This is a genomic window from Acidovorax sp. SUPP1855, assembly GCF_030158955.1.
Lineage (GTDB): Bacteria > Pseudomonadota > Gammaproteobacteria > Burkholderiales > Burkholderiaceae_C > Paracidovorax.
Genome location: NZ_BQXI01000022.1, coordinates 17,673 through 35,881, shown reverse-complemented (window position 1 = coordinate 35,881; position 18,209 = coordinate 17,673). Strand labels below are relative to the sequence as shown.

General features: G+C 68.4%; 12 protein-coding genes. 5 read left to right on the top strand and 7 right to left on the bottom strand.

The genetic code is table 11. The annotated features are described in order from the left end of the window. Positions 1–26: 26 nt before the first annotated feature. From AVMA1855_RS17990 to purU, 4 genes are all read right to left on the bottom strand, one after another. A complete protein-coding gene (locus AVMA1855_RS17990; RefSeq protein ID WP_284426755.1) occupies positions 27–1,526 on the bottom strand; it encodes a chemotaxis protein CheW in 1,500 nt (499 codons plus the stop codon). Beyond that, complete coding sequence (locus AVMA1855_RS17985; RefSeq protein ID WP_284426754.1) at positions 1,523–3,253, bottom strand: methyl-accepting chemotaxis protein; 1,731 nt, start codon at positions 3,251–3,253, stop codon at positions 1,523–1,525. Before AVMA1855_RS17985 ends, AVMA1855_RS17990 begins: the two co-directional genes overlap by 4 nt. 274 nt (positions 3,254–3,527) lie before the next feature. Then, positions 3,528–4,445 (bottom strand): LysR substrate-binding domain-containing protein, encoded by a 918-nt coding sequence (locus AVMA1855_RS17980; RefSeq protein ID WP_284426784.1) that lies wholly within the window; start codon positions 4,443–4,445, stop codon positions 3,528–3,530. Between the two features lie 73 nt (positions 4,446–4,518). Next, on the bottom strand, positions 4,519–5,367 hold the full coding sequence (gene purU / locus AVMA1855_RS17975) for a formyltetrahydrofolate deformylase (protein WP_272566953.1): 849 nt from the start codon (positions 5,365–5,367) through the stop codon (positions 4,519–4,521). 149 nt (positions 5,368–5,516) lie between these two features. Here purU and AVMA1855_RS17970 point away from each other — a divergent pair, with 149 nt between their 5' ends. Next, entirely contained in the window at positions 5,517–7,532 is a 2,016-nt protein-coding gene (locus tag AVMA1855_RS17970; protein ID WP_284426753.1) for a putative bifunctional diguanylate cyclase/phosphodiesterase, read from the top strand. A gap of 81 nt (positions 7,533–7,613) precedes the next feature. Here the strand turns inward: AVMA1855_RS17970 and AVMA1855_RS17965 are convergent, their stop codons facing one another. Both AVMA1855_RS17965 and AVMA1855_RS17960 read right to left on the bottom strand, forming a co-directional pair. Further along, positions 7,614–8,507, bottom strand: coding sequence for a ChaN family lipoprotein (locus AVMA1855_RS17965; protein ID WP_284426752.1), 894 nt, complete (start codon positions 8,505–8,507; stop codon positions 7,614–7,616). 63 nt (positions 8,508–8,570) lie between these two features. Then, entirely contained in the window at positions 8,571–9,830 is a 1,260-nt protein-coding gene (locus tag AVMA1855_RS17960; protein ID WP_284426751.1) for a phospholipase D-like domain-containing protein, read from the bottom strand. 249 nt (positions 9,831–10,079) lie between these two features. Here AVMA1855_RS17960 and AVMA1855_RS17955 point away from each other — a divergent pair, with 249 nt between their 5' ends. The 3 genes from AVMA1855_RS17955 (at position 10,080) to AVMA1855_RS17945 (ending at position 13,547) form a co-directional block, all read left to right on the top strand. Beyond that, positions 10,080–10,985: a hypothetical protein gene (locus AVMA1855_RS17955; protein WP_284426750.1), complete on the top strand. Its 906-nt coding sequence runs from the start codon at positions 10,080–10,082 to the stop codon at positions 10,983–10,985. 62 nt (positions 10,986–11,047) lie between these two features. Then, the gene (locus tag AVMA1855_RS17950; RefSeq protein ID WP_284426749.1) at positions 11,048–11,821 is read left to right on the top strand and encodes a phospholipase D-like domain-containing protein; all 774 of its coding nucleotides are present in this window, start codon (positions 11,048–11,050) and stop codon (positions 11,819–11,821) included. A 445-nt stretch (positions 11,822–12,266) separates the two neighbouring features. Beyond that, positions 12,267–13,547, top strand: coding sequence for a type III effector (locus tag AVMA1855_RS17945; RefSeq protein WP_284426748.1), 1,281 nt, complete (start codon positions 12,267–12,269; stop codon positions 13,545–13,547). Here the strand turns inward: AVMA1855_RS17945 and AVMA1855_RS17940 are convergent. Then, the gene (locus tag AVMA1855_RS17940; protein WP_284426747.1) at positions 13,536–14,282 is read right to left on the bottom strand and encodes a nitroreductase family protein; all 747 of its coding nucleotides are present in this window, start codon (positions 14,280–14,282) and stop codon (positions 13,536–13,538) included. The two genes, AVMA1855_RS17945 and AVMA1855_RS17940, sit on opposite strands and share 12 nt — an antisense overlap. Positions 14,283–14,612: 330 nt before the next feature. On the opposite strand from AVMA1855_RS17940, the gene AVMA1855_RS17935 reads away from it, so the two are divergent. Next, positions 14,613–18,206, top strand: coding sequence for a ribonucleotide reductase barrel domain-containing protein (locus tag AVMA1855_RS17935; protein WP_284426746.1), 3,594 nt, complete (start codon positions 14,613–14,615; stop codon positions 18,204–18,206). Positions 18,207–18,209 lie beyond the last annotated feature (3 nt).

Here is an 18,209-nt window from a genome sequence, read left to right as displayed (position 1 = left end):
GGTCCTTGGGAGAGGGGTGGGGTGCGTCAGCCGAGCAGGTAGGCCATCTGGCCCAGATCGACCACGACCATGCTGGCGCTGGCGCTGCCGCGCTGGTGCGTGACCATGCGGAACTCGCCCACCGAGCCGAGCCGCATCGCGCGCACGTCGGCGCGGTGGGCTGGCAGCCAGTCGCACAGCTTGGCAATCGCAATGCCCACGGTCGCGTGATCTGCCGGGTCGGGTTGCAGCAGGATGGCCATGCGCGGCGGCTCGGCGCCGGGCCGGCCGTTGAGAGAAGGCATGCACGCCACTTTCAGCGTCGTGCCGCGCCAGTCCATCACGGCGGTCCGGCCCCGGACCAGTTCGTCGATGACCGGCTGCGGCAGGTCGACGACGCCGACCACCTGGTCCACCGGCGAGGCATAGAGCGCGTCGGCCTCGAACACCAGAAAGTGGCCGCCGGCCTGGTCCGTGTCGGCCTGCGCATCCGTCGGCGCACCGCCGGCACCCTCGGCCCCATCCACCGGCGCAGCCGCGGGCGCCACTTCGCTCACGGCCGCCTCGGGCACGGCTTCGAACAGCTTGCCGATGTCCAGCACCCGCAGCGTGCCCAGGCCGGCCACCAAGGCCAGGCCCTTGAGCAGCGGATCGCCGGGGGTGGGCGCCAAGTCGGCCTCGGCCAGGTCGGCCAGTTGCCGGCAGGTGTCCGCCGTGAGGCCGATCCACTGCCCCTGGCTTTCCAGCACGGCCACCCAGGGGCGCAGCGCGGCACCGGCGCGGGCGGCACCGGCGGCCACGTCCACCAGCGGCAGCTTGCGCCCGCGCAGCGTGCTGATGGCCACCGTGAAGTGGCCGGGGGGCACGTTCAGTTCGATGCGCGGCACTGGCACCACCGTGTGGATGGCGCGCGCCGGCACGGCCCACAGGTCGTCGCCCACGGCGAAGACCGCATGCCGCTCGGCCAGCGCCTGCTGGTCCGGGGGGCGGGCCGCCGACGGCGCGGCGGCGGTCGCAGGGGCCGGGTCCGTGGCCAGCGCAGGGTCGTCGCACCACACCTGGCACAGGGCCATGAGGCGTTCGACCTCCAGCACCGACAGGATCGGCGCGCCGGCCGAGGCGGGCACGACCGACTGGAACAATTCCTCCTCGCCGCCGTCATGGTGCACGCGCACGATGGCGTGCGGATCGACGGGCTTCACGCCCAGGACCTCGTCCACCCGCAACCCGATCCGCGCCGGCCCCGCGTGCAGCACCAGCACCCGCTGTAGAGCGCCGCCCGCAGGCGAGGCCTGGATGGGCAGCCAGCGCTCCAGCGACACCACCGGCACCGGCCGGCCCTCCAGGTCGATCATGCCGGCCAGGGCGCCCTGGCGTCGGGGCAGGGCCGCCAGGCCCTGCGGCGGGATGGCGATCGCGCGCTCCACATGCACCGCCGCGATGGCGATGTGGCAATCGCCCACGCGCACCCGCACATGCGCCTGCGCGCGCGCGTCGGCCCCGGCCTCGGCCGCCGCAGGCGTGGAGGGGCTGCCCGGTGGGGTCATGCGCCCGTGCGCCCGGAACTGGCGCCTTGCAGCTTGTCCAGCAGCACGACGACGTCCTGGGTGGACGTTTCCTGCGCCAGCATGGCGTTGCGGATCTCGCCGATGGACTGGCTGGTGCTGTCCACCGCGGCCAGGATGCGGCTGAAGGCCGCGCCCACCTCTTCGGAAAGGCGCCCACCTTCTGCCACGCGGGCCACGCTGCTGCCCACGAGCTTGGAGATTTCCTGCGCGGCGAGCGCCGACTTTTCCGCCAGCTTTCGCACCTCGTCGGCCACCACGGAAAAGCCGATGCCGTGCGGCCCGGCGCGCGCGGCCTCGATGGCGGCATTGAAGGCCAGCAGATGCGTCTGGCTGGAGATCTCGCCAATGGTGGCCACGATGTCGCGGATGTCGGCGGACGACTGCTCGATGGCGGCGATGGCCTCGCGCGAGCGCGCCAGCACCTGGTGGCCCTGGCCGGCCTCGCGCTGGGTCTGGGTGGCCAGGTCGGCCGAGCGCTCGGAGTTGCGCGCCACCTGCTGGATCGAGTCCGAGATGGTGTGCAGCACGGCGCCGATGTCCCGCACCTTCTGCGACACGGCGGTCTCGCGTTCGACCTGCTCGGTCACGTTGACCGCGAACTTCACCACCTTGTACACGCGGCCTTCCACGTCGAAGATGGGGTTGTACGTCGCCTGGATCCAGATGCCGGCGTCGTGCTTGCCGATGCGCCGGTAGCGCGCGCTCTGGAACTTGCCTTCCCCCAGGTCCGCCCAGAAGTCGCGGTAGGTCTGCGTCTTCACGAAATCGGGGTCGCAGAACATGCTGTGGTGCTTGCCGCGGATCTCCTCGAGCGTGTAGCCCATGGTGCGCAGGAAGTTCGGGTTGGCGGTGAGGATGCGGCCATCCACGCCGAACTCGATCACCGCCTGCGACAGGCCGATGGCATCGAGCTTGCCCTTGGTCTCCGCGGCCTGGCGCGTTTCCTCGGAGATGTCGGTGGCGAACTTCACCACCTTGTAGGGCTTGCCGGAGGAGTCGAGGATGGGGTTGTACGACGCCTGGATCCACACGTCCGAGCCGTCCTTGGCCACGCGGCGGTAGCGTCCGGCATCGAATTCGCCGCGGGCCAGCCGCTCCCACAGCCGCGCGTAGTCCGCCGAGCGCACCACCTCGGGCGTGCAGAACATGCGGTGGTGCTGGCCGATCACCTCGTCCTCGGTGTAGCCGAACACCTTCAGGAAATTGGGGTTGGCGTGCAGCACCTTGCCGGTCAGGTCGAACTCGATCATGGCCTGCACCCGGTTCATCGCGGCGATCTTGCCCTCGAAGTCGGCCTGGGCCTGGCGCGCCTGGGTCACGTCGGTGGCCAGCTTGACCACGCCCACCGGGCGCCCGGCACTGTCGAAGATGGGGTTGTAGGAGGCCTGCAGCCACACTGGCTCGGCCGTCCGGGTCAGGCGCTGGAACACGCCTTCGACGATCTCGCCGGCGGCCAGGCGCTCCCACATGGCACCGTAGGCCGCGCTGGCCGCCACCTCGGGCGGGCAGAAGATGCGGTGGTGCTGCCCGACGATGTCCTCGAGGGCGTAGCCCATGCGGGCCAGGAACAGGGGGTTGGCGTGCTGGACCTTGCCGGCCAGGTCGAATTCGATGGTGCATTGCACCCGTTCCAGCGCGGCCAGCAGGCCCGTGGTGCGTGCGCGTTCCAGCTCGGACGCGGCAAGGGGGTCTGTGAAGGCGTTCATGGTCGCAAAGTCCTGGTGGGCGGCATCAAGGGGTTATCGGCCACTGCAGCCCCAGGCTTGAATGCCGGGCCCGCTGGAAAACCGGCGAGGCGTAATGTGATGGTTTGAAGCCGCTCCCGCCGCCGACGTCGCAATAGACCCGCGCCGACGCGGGGCCTTTGGGAATCTTGACGGCCCTGCGGGCGTCGCGCAAGCCCGCGGGGGGGCGAAACCGGGGGGGGGTTGCCCGCCGTCGCCGCCCGGCGCCGGGGCGCGGGGCGCCGTTCACCCCTTGTCAGGCCATGGTGCGGCGCAGCCAGTCGGTGAAGGCCGCGCACTCCCAGCGGTCCATGGTGCCGGTGCGCCAGCACAGGTAGTGGGCGTGCGGGCTGGGCGCCTCGCCGGGAAAGAGCCGCACCAGGGTGCCGTTTTCCAGCCAGGGCGCGCCCAGCTTGAGCCGCACCAGCGCCACGCCCATGCCGGCCGCGGCGGCGTCGCACATCAGGCCGATGTCGTTGAACTGCGAGCCCTCGCTGGGTTCGGCCCAGTCCAGGCCGCTGGCGCCGAACCAGGTGCGCCAGGGCTCCAGCGGGCTGCGCAGCAGGGCCACGCCCTCCAGGTCCTCGGGGCGCTCGAAGGGGCCGTGCTCGCGCACGAAGGCGGGCGAGGCGAGCGGCGTGACCCGGTCGCGCGCCAGTTCCACGTGCTCCAGGTCGGCGTAGTGCCCCGGGCCGAAGCGCACGATCAGGTCGGCATCCTCGGCCACCACGTCCAGCAGCGGAATGGACACCTGCAGCGCCAGGTCGATCTCGGGATAGGCCTCGGTGAACTGGCGCAGGCGCGGGATCAGGATGGCGCGGGCGAAGGTCGGCGTCACCGCCAGCTTGAGCCGCCGCTTGCCCGGCGCCGTGGCCGCGCCCGGAAAGCGCTGCAGCGCGCCCAGGCCCTCGCGCACATGGGCCAGGTAGGCGCTGCCTTCGGTGGTGAGCGAGAAGTCGGCGCGGCCGAACAGCCGCACGCCCAGGATCTGCTCGAGCTGGCGCACGCGGTGGCTGACGGCGCTGGGCGTCACGCACAACTCGTCGGCGGACTGCGTCACGCTGCGCAGGCGGGCCAGGGCCTCGAAGGTCAGCAGGCACTGGATGGGCGGGATGCGCCGGCCGGTCGCCCCCGGCCCGTCCCCGCCGGCGCCATCCGGGTCGGCTGCGCGCACCGTGCCGCGTGGCCGGTCGAACGGGCGGGCCGTGGTCACCGGGATCCCTCGATGCGCCGCACCCGGGGGGCCTTCAGCGGAAGATCACCGTCTTGTGGCCGTTGAGCAGCACGCGGTGCTCGGTGTGCCACTTGACGGCGCGGGCCAGCACCTGGCTTTCGGTGTCGCGGCCCATGGCGGTGAGGTCTTCCACCGTCTTGCTGTGGTCCGCGCGGGCCACGTCCTGCTCGATGATCGGGCCCTCGTCCAGGTCGGCCGTCACGTAGTGGGCGGTGGCGCCGATCAGCTTCACGCCGCGGTCGTGCGCCTGGTAGTAGGGCTTGGCGCCCTTGAAGCTGGGCAGGAAGCTGTGGTGGATGTTGATGGCCCGGCCTTCCAGCTTGCGGCACAGGTCGTCCGACAGCACCTGCATGTAGCGCGCCAGCACCACCAGTTCGGCCCCCTCGGATTCGATGATCTCGAACTGCCGCGCCTCGGCCTGCGCCTTGGTGGCGGCCGTGACGGGGATGTGGTGGAACGGCACGTTGTAGCTGGCCGCAAGCTGATAGAAATCGCGGTGGTTGCTGATGATGGCCGCGATGTGCACCGGCAGCAGGCCGGACTTCCAGCGAAACAGCAGGTCGTTCAGGCAATGGCCTTCGCGGCTGACCATGATGACGGTCTTCATCGGCTCGGACACCGGGTGCAGCTGCCAGTGCATGCCGTGCGGGCCGGCGAAGGCGGCCAGCTGCGTCTTGAGCGCGGCGTGGTCGTGCGCCCCGCAGGCGAACTGCACGCGCATGAAAAACAGCCCGGTGGCGTGGTCGTTGTATTGGGCGGCCTCTTCGATGTTGCCGCCATGCTCCAGCAGGAAGCCGGACACCGCATGCACCAGCCCGAGCTTGTCGGGACAGGACAGGGTAAGGATATAGGCTTGGTTCATAGCGGGGCGATTGTCGCAGCAAGGCCCGGGGCCGTGCCGCGCCGATCGCTCTGGAGGGCCCTGGCTGGCGCGAGAATACGGTCCCATTGGAGGCCGCCCGGAAGGGGCGGTGCGCCCGGCGGGCGAGGCAAAACACAACAAGGACAGTCATGGATGAAGAGGAGGGCCCGGCCCTGACGCGGGTGCCCGGCTGGGCATGGGCCGCCTATGTGGCGGCGGGCGTGGCGTGGGTGGCGGGCGGCGACGCGCTGCTGGCATGGCTGCTGGGCACCGACGCCGGTGGCGGCACCCATGCCGGCCTGTGGGGCAGCGCCAAGGACATCGCTTTCGTGCTGGTTTCCGCCGCCCTGGCGGTGGCCGGTCTGCGCCGGCTGCAGGCGGCCGATGCCGCCGCGCTGGTGCGCCGGGGCCGCGCCTGGGCACGGATGGCGCGCGGCGCCGAGCAGCGCCAGCGCCTGGCGACCACGGTGGTGGACAACGCCATCGAGGGCATGGTGGTGACCGATGCGAACAACCGCATCCTCTCGGTGAACGCGGCCTTCACGCGGTTGATGGGCTACACCGAGGCCGAGCTGCTCGGCCAGACGCCGCGCCTGTTCAAATCCGGCCGGCACGACCGGGCCTTCTACGAGGCCCTGTGGACCGAGCTGTCGCGCAGCGGCCGCTGGCAGGGCGAGATCTGGAACCGGCGCAAGAACGGCGAGGTGTTTCCCGAGCGCATGTCGCTCAGCACCGTGCGCGACGGCGCGGGTGTGGTGACGCACTACGTGTGCCTGTTCACCGACATCTCGCAGGAGCACACCCAGCGACAGCGCCTGGCGTTCCTGGCCCACAACGACCCGCTCACCGGCCTGCCCAACCGCACCTGGTTCGCCCAGCGGCTGGAGGAGGCCACGGCCCAGGCCCGCGTCAGCGGCGAGTCCATGGCCGTGCTGCTGCTCAACCTGGACCGCTTCAAGGACGTGAACGACAGCTACGGCCACGCCGTGGGCGACGAGGTGCTGCGCCACATCGCGCGCCGGCTGGAGTCGGCCCTGCGCCCGGGCGATCTGGCCGGGCGCCTGGCGGGCGACGAGGTCGGCGTGCTCGTGCGCAACGCCCCGAGCGAGGACGAGGCCGCCGCCATCGCCCGCACGCTGATCGCCGCCGTGGCCGAGCCCTGGCGCTCGCCCGAGGGCTTCGAGGTGGTGGCCGGCGCGAGCGTGGGCATCAGCCTGTTCCCGCGCCATGGCGACAGCGCCCAGGCCCTGCTGCAGGGCGCCCACGCCGCCGTGTACGGCGCCAAGGAGCGCGGGCGCGGCGCCTGGTGTTTTTTCAGCGAAGCCATGACGCGGGCCGCGCGCGAGCGCCTCGCCCTCGAATCGCGCCTGCGCGCGGCGCTGGCGCTCGGCCACCTGCAGCTGCACTACCAGCCGCAGGTGGACATCGCCACCGGCCGGGTGATCGGCGCCGAGGCGCTGGTGCGCTGGATGGACCCGCAGGAGGGCATGATTTCCCCCGCGCGCTTCATCCCGGTGGCCGAGCACTCCGGCATGATCGGCCCGCTGGGCGAATGGGTCATGCACGAGGCCTGCCGCCAGGCCCAGGCATGGCGCGCCGCCGGGCTGCCCGGCCTGACCATGGCCGTGAACGTGTCGCCGCGCCAGTTCCACCTGACCGACCTGGCCGGCTGCGCTGCGTCGGCCCTGTCCGCCTCGGGCTACCCGCCCACGCTGCTGGAACTGGAGATCACCGAGGGCGCGCTCGCCGAGCGCCCCGAGGAGGCCCGTCAGGTGCTGCTGCGCCTGCGCGGCCTGGGCCTGCGCATGGCCATCGACGACTTCGGCACGGGCTATTCGTCGCTTGCCCACCTCAAGCGCTTTCCCATCGACGTGCTCAAGATCGACCAGGGCTTCATCCGCGACCTGCCGCAGAACACCGACGACATGGCCATCTGCACGGCCATCATCGCCATGGGCCACAGCCTGGGGCTGGCGGTGCTGGCCGAAGGCGTGGAGACCCCCGAGCAGCTGGCTTTCCTGCGCGAGCGCGGGTGCGACCGCTACCAGGGCTACCTGTGCCAGCGCCCGCTGCCGGCCGAGGCATTCACGGCGCTGCTGCGCGCGCAGGTGGGCGGCGCCCATGGAGCCGGCACGGGCGACGAACGGGCGGATCGATTGCTATAAAAATAATAGCGATATGCCCTAGTGGATCATGTGCTGGAGGCCGTTTTGGCTTGAACCCTCCACCGGGTTCGCCGTGGCGCCTCAGGGCCTGGCGCCCTGCGAGCGACGCAGCTCGGCGCAAGGGTCGCGCGCCGGCAGGGCCGGGGTGGCCTGCACTGCGTCGGTGTCGCCCGCTTGCGGGTCGGGTGCCCCGCCGGCCTGCGCCAGCGCCACCTTGGCCGTGAGGCCCGGAAACCAGTGCGTGGGCACGCCCACGCCGCGCAGCACGTGGCCGCCGCCGGCCACCAGCACCACCACTTGCCCGGGGCGCCGCGCCGCCGCGGCCACCGCCGCCATGCGGGCATCGCGGGCGATCTGGATGCGGGCCATGCCGGGGATCTGCGACTCGGGCATCAGGCCGCAGTGCCCCTCGCGCAGGGCGGTGTGCTGGCGCGCCAGCGCCGCGGCGTCCAGGTGCCGGTCCCAGCGCTCGTCCCGCATCGCCTCGCGCAGGTCCGCCCGCGGCAGGTTGCCGCCGCGCACCGGCACGCCGGCCCGCACCGCGGCCATGGCCACCGGGCCGTACTGCGCCCACGGCCAGGCCGCCGCGTTCCAGCCTAGCGCCTGCTGCACCTGGGCCTCGTCCGCGTCGCGGGGCAGTCCGTCGGTGGCCCGCCCGCTGTCGGCCATCTCCATCACCAGCGCCGCCAGTTGCCCGCGCGCGGCCAGCCACTGCACGGCCTCGCGCTCCAGCGCCTGGTGTTCGGGGGCATCGTGCTGCTCGCCGATCAGCAGCACATCGGCGGGCAGCAGCGCCTGGACCTGGGCGAGCCAGGGGGTGGGGTCGGCAGGCTCCGGGGGCCCATGCGCACAGCCGGCGAGCAGGGCCAGCAGCGCGGTGGCCGCAAGGCGGGTGCCTCGTGGCCATCCCGCGCTGCTGAATCGATGTCCTGAAAGCCTGGAAGGCGGGCGCGATGGGAGGAAGGGACGGTGCATGTGCGCATGCTAAAGCCATGCCCCGCCCGGTTCTTCCTGCCGTGCCGTTGGACCGTGCGGCTGTCAACCGCGGCGCTTGACCGTGGCTGAAAACGTGCTGATGGGACTGTCGCACCCGTTGTAGAGGTCGTCGAACAGGGCGTTTTTCACCGCATGGCCGCGGGTCTCGAACAGCATGAGGTTCTCGTTGGAGCGGTAGTGGGACTGGCCATCCAGGTTGTAGGAGCCCGTCATGACGATGCTGGAGCCGTCCTGGCGCTCCAGGATGTAATTCTTGGCATGGCCCACGGCCTGTTCCGCGGTGTTGAAGTGCTGCGCTGCTGCCAGGGTTTCGCTCGGCGCGAAATGCCGCAGGTTGAGGGTGCCCACGGGGGAAGACGCCGGATGGGCGAAGAACTTGCGGGCCGCCCGTTCCAGCGCCGCCCGGTTGTCCTCGTTGATCAGCACATTGACGTTGCAGCCCCTGGCGAGCGCGTCGGTGATGAGCGCCATGCCTTCGCTGCCGATGGTCTTGTTCACGATGTTGATCGTTTCCCCTGGCTGGGCCCCGGAAAAGAACCGGGACATGACCTGTCCGATGGGCTTGCCTTCGATGTGGCCGCGCGTGGAGAACATGTTCTTGTAGCCGCTCGACGTGTTCTGCACCCAGAGCACCTTGTGCGCTGCGCCATCGAATTCCACCCCTGCCTGGGCCAGGGAGTCGCGCAGGCGCGCGACGGCCTGTTCCTTGTGCGGTCCGGCCTGATCGAGTGGCGATTCGATGTCGACCGTTCCCAGGGCCTGGATGCGTGACAGGTCCTTCATCTTCTCCGTGACCAGTTCGCCGTCGCCGTTCACCTGGAGCTGCCCGCCGTGCACGGTGTGCCTGCCGATCAGTTCGTCGAGAAAATAGTCCCGCTGCCGTGCTGCCAAGGGCTGGCTCAGCGTGACGCATCCGCCGTCCATCCAGCTGTCCTTGGTCTTGTTGGCCAGGCTCGCTCCGAGGGTGGCGGCGACCCCCTTGTCATTGATGCAGAACTTGTTGTGGTGCGACCCGGCCACGCCCTTGGCCTTGGCGGCGACGAAGTAGAGGTTGCACAGGGGCCGGGTGATCTTCAGGCTCGCGTCGGTCTGCTGCCGGTTGTAGGCCTTGACGACCGCGGGCCACGTGGTGGTGGCATGCGTTCGGCTGCTCGAGCGCAGGCTCATGTTGGTCGTGACGTTCTGGCCCACGACCGCGGAGATGACCGCGTTGGTCTGCAGCTTGGTGTCGTTGTAGAAAAGGACGAACGAAAAGTCCTTGTCGTGCTGCTTCCTGGCGAGCGATTCCAGGATCGCGAACATCGTCCCGGAGATATTCCCGGCGCGAAGAAGACGGCGGCGCGATCTGGCAAGCCTCGCAAGTCTTCTGGCCGGAACGGGGAGACGCCACTGCGACGCGCCGGACTTTGACATCGGTGGTCCTGGCGGGTGGCTGGTATCGCGTTTCGCTTTGGAATCTGCCCTTCGTACCCGAGACGCTGTCTTCGGCATCGGAGAGACGCTTGCCCGGCCGTGGAGCCAACATGCATGCCACCGCAGAGGAGTTACAGAATGCACATATCAGATGCAGCCAAGAAATCGACATGCCGCCATACCAGTGTGCCAGAGAAGCAGTTTCCTACACCCGAGTTCCAGAAGCCTCCCGCGCTGGGCCACTATGCGCTGGAACCGCGTTCCAACCCGGCCCCCACATCGCCAAGAAATGCGCGTCTCGATCTTTCCAGCGCTCTCCCTGGAGTGGGCAGGACGGCTTCTCCCGGCGCTGCATCGGGCTCGTCCGCCATCGGAGCGCTCACGGACGAGGTCCATGCAGAACTTGCTCGCCATTGGCCATCGCGGTACGTCCACTTCGACGCCAGCGCGTTCGTCCTGAGCACCATTCCGTCGAGTGAGGACCGCCAGAAGAAGCTGATCCGGATGACCATCGACTCGGCCGAGAGGTTTGCCATCCTCACCTCTTTCAGCGTCAATCCCACCAAGGATCATGAGCCGGGTCAGGTGTCTGCAACCACGTTTGCAATGTTGGAATCGCTGGCCAAAAAGCAGCACGACAGCCATTTCAAATTCGTATTCCTCTACAACGACAACAAACTTCAGAGGAATGCTGTCGTATCCGCGATCGTCGGCCAGAACGTAACGGCGAACATGTCGCTCAAGTCCAATAGCCACGTCCCAGGCACCATCACATGGCCAGCGGTGGTCGAGACCTATAACCGTCAGCAACGCATCGAGGAACTGCGCATAGGCCATGTGAAATGCGGCATCTACTTCGTGGCAGCGAAGGCCGAAGGGCGCCGCAGGGTCTCATCACAACAAATTCTGTATCAACGACCAAGGGGTGGCCGCGACGCTGGGCGCCAGCATTGCCAACAAGACCAAGGACGGGTGGATGGACGGCGGCTGCATCGCCATCAGCGCCGAACTGGCATCCAGTCAACGTCACTATTTCCTGGATGAATTGATTGGCGGGCATGCCGTCCAATGCGCGCAACTGCAGATGGAGGGGGGGGGCTCCCTCCATGGCTCCGGTGAAAGACTTGGCAGCCTTGCAGGCACTGGCGGACATAGACGTCCGCTCACCGCTCGATATGGGCGGTCCAGGAGCAGAGGCCACGCTGGCACGTTTTCAAAACGCCTTAAACGGAGCCGGCGTTCCTCTGAAAGGAGGCCAGCACAAGGTCCTGTGGGTCCAGAACCCGTCGGACGGCTACAAGAACATGTTCTCCACGGGCGGACACATCGAAGGCAAACCCATCGGGCGAGCAATCGCCAGCATCTTTCGGAGCGCCGTGGCCGGTGAAAGGATTGACATCGTCGGCAAGAAAATAGGCACCGAGGCCCTGGCAATGATCAAAGAGGCGCTGTCGAAGGGCTGCAACGTCAATGTTCTCGTCGATCCTTCTTCAAGGAGTTGGGTCGAATATGCAGCGCGGCATTTTTATGCCGAGAAGACAGCCAAATTACGCGGCCTGCTGACGGTCAGGCATTACGAGCCCAATGCACGGCTGGCACGTGAGCACCACCTTGACACCGAGCATGAACAAGTCCTCCATGCGAAGAACTATGTACTGACAAGGAATGACGGATCCTATGTCTTGATGACGGGCTCCTATAACCTGGACGGCCAGTCCCACTACCGCTCCAATGAAAATCTCATGGTGTTCGAGAGTACCGATGCTGATCTGCGCAAATCGCTGTTTGATGATCTCTACGACGGTAGCAACAGCACGATAAGCCACTACCCTGCGCAGGCAGCGCATAGGCGAAGTGGTGTTAGACCGATGGCCTCATGACCCGACGCCCGGCCGGAGAACTACTTGCGCCAAACCAGATCTGCATTGCAGACCCTGGACTTCGCCCAAAGAGCGATAGCTTCTTGTGGCGAGGGTTGGTTTTGCGTCACGCAACATATGCTCAGAGGACACTCGCCAAGTTGGGCATTTCATCATCATTGAGGAGAATGCAGTGATACCGAGCCAACCACCTACTCGTCGCGCGGCCACCGATCCTGGTTCGTCGCGCACGTCTGCCAAGACAGATGACCATAATGCGGCGGCGGCCTCTTCCGCCAGCGTTTCCAGCCGCTCCACGGGCTTGGCGGACCCTTCGCTCGAATCGCTAGGCAGCCCCCCGAAACCGGATGCACGAGAGGGCGCAACCAGCCAGGAATCTTCCTGCGCCGAGCCCAGCCGCATAGACATTCGGGTGCGCAGTGAACTGCATGCTGAGAGACACCGTGTGGGCTGGACGCAAGCCACTGAAACGACCGAAAGACTCGGGCACAAGATTCAGTCGATCCTGGGATTGCGGAACTCAAACGCCCGGACCCAAGCCTTTATCGAGTTCATGGCAAGCGGTAGAGGGCAGCCTGATGCCACCATGCTGGATCTGGGCGATGGCTGGACGAGGGCCACGCGCCGCGTGGGCGGCAAGACGGCGTGCATCGACTTTCTCACCGATGGCAGTGGGGCTGTGGTGGATGCGCGGTATCCGGGCCAGCGCCCATCGCTGCCGCTGGGCAAGGAAAGGGATGCTTTTCGCACGGCGCTCCAAGAAGTGAAATCGGTAGGCGTAGAAGCGTTGCGCAAGGTGCCCGTGTATTACGTGAATAGAAATACGCGAGGCTACGCGCTTCCTACGCACGGCTATGTCGTTGCAGGAGATCCAGGCAAAGGGCGCAAAAGTGGCGCCATTTTGTATGGGGTCGGAGGTGACCCGAAACGCGGACCAGTGATCCTGGATGACAGCATGCTGAAACGTCTCCTTGACAAGTCAGGAGGCAAAGGATCAGACAAATTACCCGAGGCTGCGCGCGCTGCTATTTCCAGATTGGCGGGTGAAAGTTTTGCTAGCCGGGAGGATTTCTATGCCGCTTATAGCCGCACGCGCGGAGATTCGTCCGATCCCGCATCACTCCATGAAGAAATATCTTCCATCTATCGTCTATTGCCAATGTCAACCATGGAGCTTTGGCCCAAAAAAGCGGACGATTACAGGGTGGCGAAGCCTGCTGCGCCAGAGAGAGATCTCCGCGCCTTTGAAAATCTGCCCAAGGACATTGGGCATAAGGTCAGTTTGCGGCAGATATCCGATGTGGACAGCACCGCTCTGCTCGAGGCCAGGCAACAGTTCGATCTCCACCGGCTGTACCAAGATGAGTTGCTGGGTCGAAACGGAACAGGCGTTCCCTCCGAGCTTTTCCCTCCTCTTGCAGATGTCGAACGCCGAAGTTCCTTGAGTGTTGCAACCCCGCGATTCCAGCGGCTTCCCCCGCACACCTCTGACAAGGTCGGCAATTGCAACACGGGCGCTGCATCGCTGCTTCAGAGGGCCATCGACAACAATCAAAGGCCAGGCACATCGGCTTCGCAAAAAGTAACCGCTGCTAGCATTTTCGGTGTGGGATCGGGGCATCGAGTGGCGCTTTGGGACCCGTTAAGGCCCCGTGAAAGTGCGGCGGACCGTTTACCAACGCAGCGGGAGGCAGACCGCCACGCTGTGGACCGCTCAATGTCCTGAAACCGCCCTGAACTTCCGGCACGGGCGGCCCAGCGCCGACGATAACACCTCAGTGACGAACTGCTCGCGCGGACGGCGCACCTTGGGCAGCGGGGCCAGCCAGTCCTGGTCGGCCTGGCGGTAGCCCAGCGGCACGATTGCCACGCCGCGCAGTCCGCGGGCGCGCAGGCCCAGGAGGGTGTCGAGCGCGTCGGGGTCGAAGCCTTCCATCGGCGTGCTGTCCACCGCTTCGTAGGCCGCGGCCATGAGCGCGGCGGCCAGGGCGATGTAGGCCTGCCGGGCGGCGTGCTGGAAGTTCACCTCGGCACCGCGCTGCGGGTAGGTGCCCAGCAGCATGTTGCGGTAGTTCTCCCAGCCTTCGTTCTTGAAGCCGCGCACCGCGTTGGTGTAGTCGAACATGGCGTTGATGCGCTCGGGCGTGTAGTCGTCCCACGCGGCGAACACCAGCAGGTGCGAGCCGTCCGTGATCTGGGCCTGGTTCCACGCGATGGCCTGGATGCGCTGGCGCACCTCGGGCTGGGTGACGAGCAGCACCTCGAACGGCTGCAGCCCGCTGGAGGTGGGCGCGAGCCGCGCGGCTTCGAGGATGCGCTCGACCTTCTCCTCGGGCACCTGGCGGGCCGGGTCCATCTTCTTGGTGGCGTAGCGCCACTGCAGGCGCTCGATCAGCGGGGTGGCATCGGGCCCGTGGATGGCGGTTTCGAGTTCGGCGGCCAGTTCGGCGGTGGGGGACATGGTGGATTCCTGGAAAGGGAGGGGGGATCAAGGGATGGGCAGGCGTGCCACCGGGAACCGGGGGCACGTTGCCTTGAATATGGCGCCAACGGCCAGGGCGCATAAGCCCCGGCGCGGGAATCACAGCGTTTCGATCCAGGAAACAAAAAACCGCGGCAGCGCGCGCGCCGGCCGCCCAGGAGGGGCGCCATCGCGCGGCCCTGCCGTGCATACACCCAGGCACTTTCACCCTCTGAAAAACCCTCGCCGTCCTCGTTGACATTGGGCAAGCCGGGCGGCGGGCCACCGGAGTAAAACGGGGGCCTTGTGCACCGTGGAAGCCCCAGCGACATGCAACGCGACCCCTTCACCCCCGTGGCGTCCGACGCCACCCCCGTGCAGCCCATCAGCCTCGACGTGCTGCGCGAAAAGTACCTCAAGCCCGGCGAGACGGAGGTGCAGGACCTCTACCGCCGCGTGGCGCGGGCCCTGGCCTCGGTGGAACCCGCCGCCGAGCGCGCGGCGCACGAGGCGCGCTTTCTCGCCAACCTGCGCGCGGGCGCCATCGGGGCGGGCCGCATCATGAGCGCCGCCGGCACCGACATCCAGGCCACGCTCATCAACTGCTTCGTGCAGCCCGTGGGCGACTGCATCCAGGGCATGGACGACGGCGGCTATCCCGGCATCTACGAGGCCCTGCGCGAGGCCGCCGAGACCATGCGGCGCGGCGGCGGCGTGGGCTACGACTTCTCGCGCATCCGGCCCAAGGGCGCGCAGGTCAAGGGCACGGCCTCGCTGGCCTCGGGGCCGTGCAGCTACATCAACGTGTTCGACCAGTCGTGCTCCACGGTGGAGAGCGCCGGCGCGCGGCGCGGCGCGCAGATGGGCGTGCTGCGCATCGACCACCCGGACGTGCTCGAATTCATCACCGCCAAGCGCACCCCCGGGCGATGGAACAACTTCAACGTGTCGGTCGGCGTGACCGATGCCTTCGTGCAGGCCGTGGCCGATGGCCAGCCGTGGGACCTGGTGCACCCCGCGCGCCCCGGCGCCGCGCTGCTGGCGCAGGGCGCGGTGCAGCGCACCGACGGCCAGTGGGTCTACCGCACCGTGCCGGCCCGCGACCTGTGGGACACCATCATGCGGTCGGCCTACGACTTCGCCGAGCCGGGCATCCTGTTCCTCGATGCGATCAACCGCGACAACAACCTGCATTACTGCGAGGCGATCGCGGCGACGAATCCCTGCGTCACGGCCGACACCTGGGTGCTGACGGCGGACGGCCCGGCGCAGGTGGTCGGCCTCATCGGGCGGCGGTTCGGCGCGGTGGTGGACGGCCGGGTCTTCCGCACGGAAAGCGAAGGATTTTTCAAGACCGGCCACAAGCCCGTGATCGCCCTGCGCACGCGCGAAGGCCACACGCTGCGCCTCACGCCCGACCACCGCGTGCGCCGCGTGGCGCGGCAGACCCGCTACGCCCAGTCCCTGGAGTGGACGGCGGCCGGCGACCTGCAGCCGGGCGACCAGATCGTGCTGCACGACCACCGCGCGCTCGGCGGATGGGACGGTGCGGGCACCGAGGCCGAGGGCTACCTGCTCGGCCTGCTCGTGGGCGACGGCACCTTGAAGGCCGACAAGGCGGTGATCTCGGTCTGGGCACCCCAATTGCGGCAGGTGGGCAACGGCACCGTGGCCTATGCCGCCACCGGCGCGGCAGGCATCGTGCAAGCCGCCGAAGCTGCCGCGGCCACGTTGCCCCACCGGTCGGATTTCAGCGGGTTCCAGCGCCCTATCGGCACGCGCGGGGAGGCCCGCATGGCCAGCGCGGCGCTGTGGCGACTGGCGCACGCCATGGGCCTGTGGCCTGACCACAAGACGATCACGCCGGCCATGGAATGCGGCTCCTCCGCCTTCGCCGCCGGCCTGCTGCGTGGTTTGTTCGATGCCGACGGTTCGGTGCAGGACGCCCAGGACAAGGGCGTGAGCGTGCGCCTGTCGCAAAGCGATGCCGATCTGCTGCGCACCGTGCAGCGCATGCTGCTGCGCTTCGGGATCGCCTCCACGCTGTACACCGGCCGCCGCCCCGCGCAGCACTCTGTGCTGCCCGACGGGCGTGGCGGCATCCGGGCCTACCCCACGCAGGCGCAGCACGAACTGGTGGTGTCCGGCGACAACCTGCAGGTGTACGCCGATCGCATCGGCTTTGCCGACACCGCCAAGACCGCTCACCTGGAAGCCGCCCTGGCGGGCGACCAGCGCCGGCTGAACCGCGAGCGATTCACCGCCACCGTGGATTCCATCGCGGCCGATGGGTGCGAGGACGTGTACGACGTCACCGTGGCCGACTGCCACGCCTTCGACGCGAATGGCCTGTATGTGCACAACTGCGGCGAGCAGCCGCTGCCGCCCTACGGCTGCTGCGACCTGGGGCCGATCATCCTCACGCGCTTCGTGCGCAACCCATTCGGGCTGGCGGGCGCGCCGGCCTTCGATTTCGAGGCCTTCGAGCAGAGCGTCGCCACCCAGGTGCGCGCGCTCGACAACGTGCTGGACGTGACCTTCTGGCCGCTGGAGGCGCAGCGCGCGGAGTCGGCCGCCAAGCGGCGCATCGGTGTGGGTTTTACCGGCATGGGCAACGCGCTGGCCATGCTGTGCCTGCGCTACGACCGCGAAGCGGGCCGCGCCATGGCCGCGCAGATCGCCGAGCGCCTGCGCGATGCGGCCTATGCCGCGTCGGTGGCGCTGGCGCGTGAGAAAGGGGCGTTCCCGAAGTTCGATGCGGCCGGCTACCTGGCGCCCGGCACCTTCGCCAGCCGGCTGCCGCAGGCGCTGCAGGCGCAGATCCGCGAGCACGGCATCCGCAACAGCCACCTGCTGTCGATCGCGCCCACGGGCACGGTGAGCCTGGCCTTCGCCGACAACGCCTCCAACGGCATCGAGCCGCCGTTTTCGTGGACCTACAAGCGCAGGAAGCGCGAGGGCGACGGCCGCATGAGCGAATACGCCGTGGAAGACCACGCCTGGCGGCTGTACCGCGAGCTGGGCGGCGATGTGAATGCCCTGCCCGACTACTTCGTGAGCGCGCTGTCCATGCCCGCCGCCGACCACATCGCCATGATGGAGGCGGTGCAGCCCTTCGTGGACACGGCGATCTCCAAGACGGTGAACGTGCCGGCCGACTACCCGTACGAGGACTTCAAGGGCCTGTACCTCGCCGCCTGGCGCGCGCGGCTCAAGGGGCTGGCCACCTACCGGCCCAACACCATCCTGGGCGCCGTGCTGGAAACGCATGCGCCCGAGGCCGCGCCGGCCCCGGCCGCGCCCGTAGCGGCACCCGCATCGGCCGCAGCCCCCATCGACCCCATGCGCACCGTGATCGAAAGCCGGCCCAAGGGCGCCCTGCCGGCCGTCGCCGAGAAGGTGGAGTACTGGACGCAGGAGGGCCACAAGACGCTGTACCTGGTGGTGTCGTTCCTGCCGGTGCCCAATGCCGGCGGCACGGGCACGGTGGACCGCGCCATCGAGTTCTTCATGCCCGTGGGGCAGAGCGGCGAATCGCAGCAGTGGATCACCTCCAGCATGCGCATGCTCTCGCTGGCCGCGCGCGGCGGCTTCCTGGAGCGCGCCCTGAGCGACATGCGCAAGGTGGCATGGGACCGCGGCCCCGTGCGCCTGGGCACGCGCCAGCGCGAAGACGGCACGCGCGTGCCGCTGTGGCACGACTCCGAGGTGGCCGCCATGGCCTATGCCATCCAGAACATCCTGGCCAGCCGCGTGCCGGACCCGGTGCAGCAGGTGCTGCCGCTGGACGAGCCCGAGGCGCCCATGGGCATGCCGCCCGCGATGGCCGGCAAGAAGTGCCCCGAGTGCGGCGCGCACGCGGTGATCCGCAAGGACGGCTGCGATTACTGCACGCAGTGCGGGAACCTGGGCACGTGCGGTTGAGGG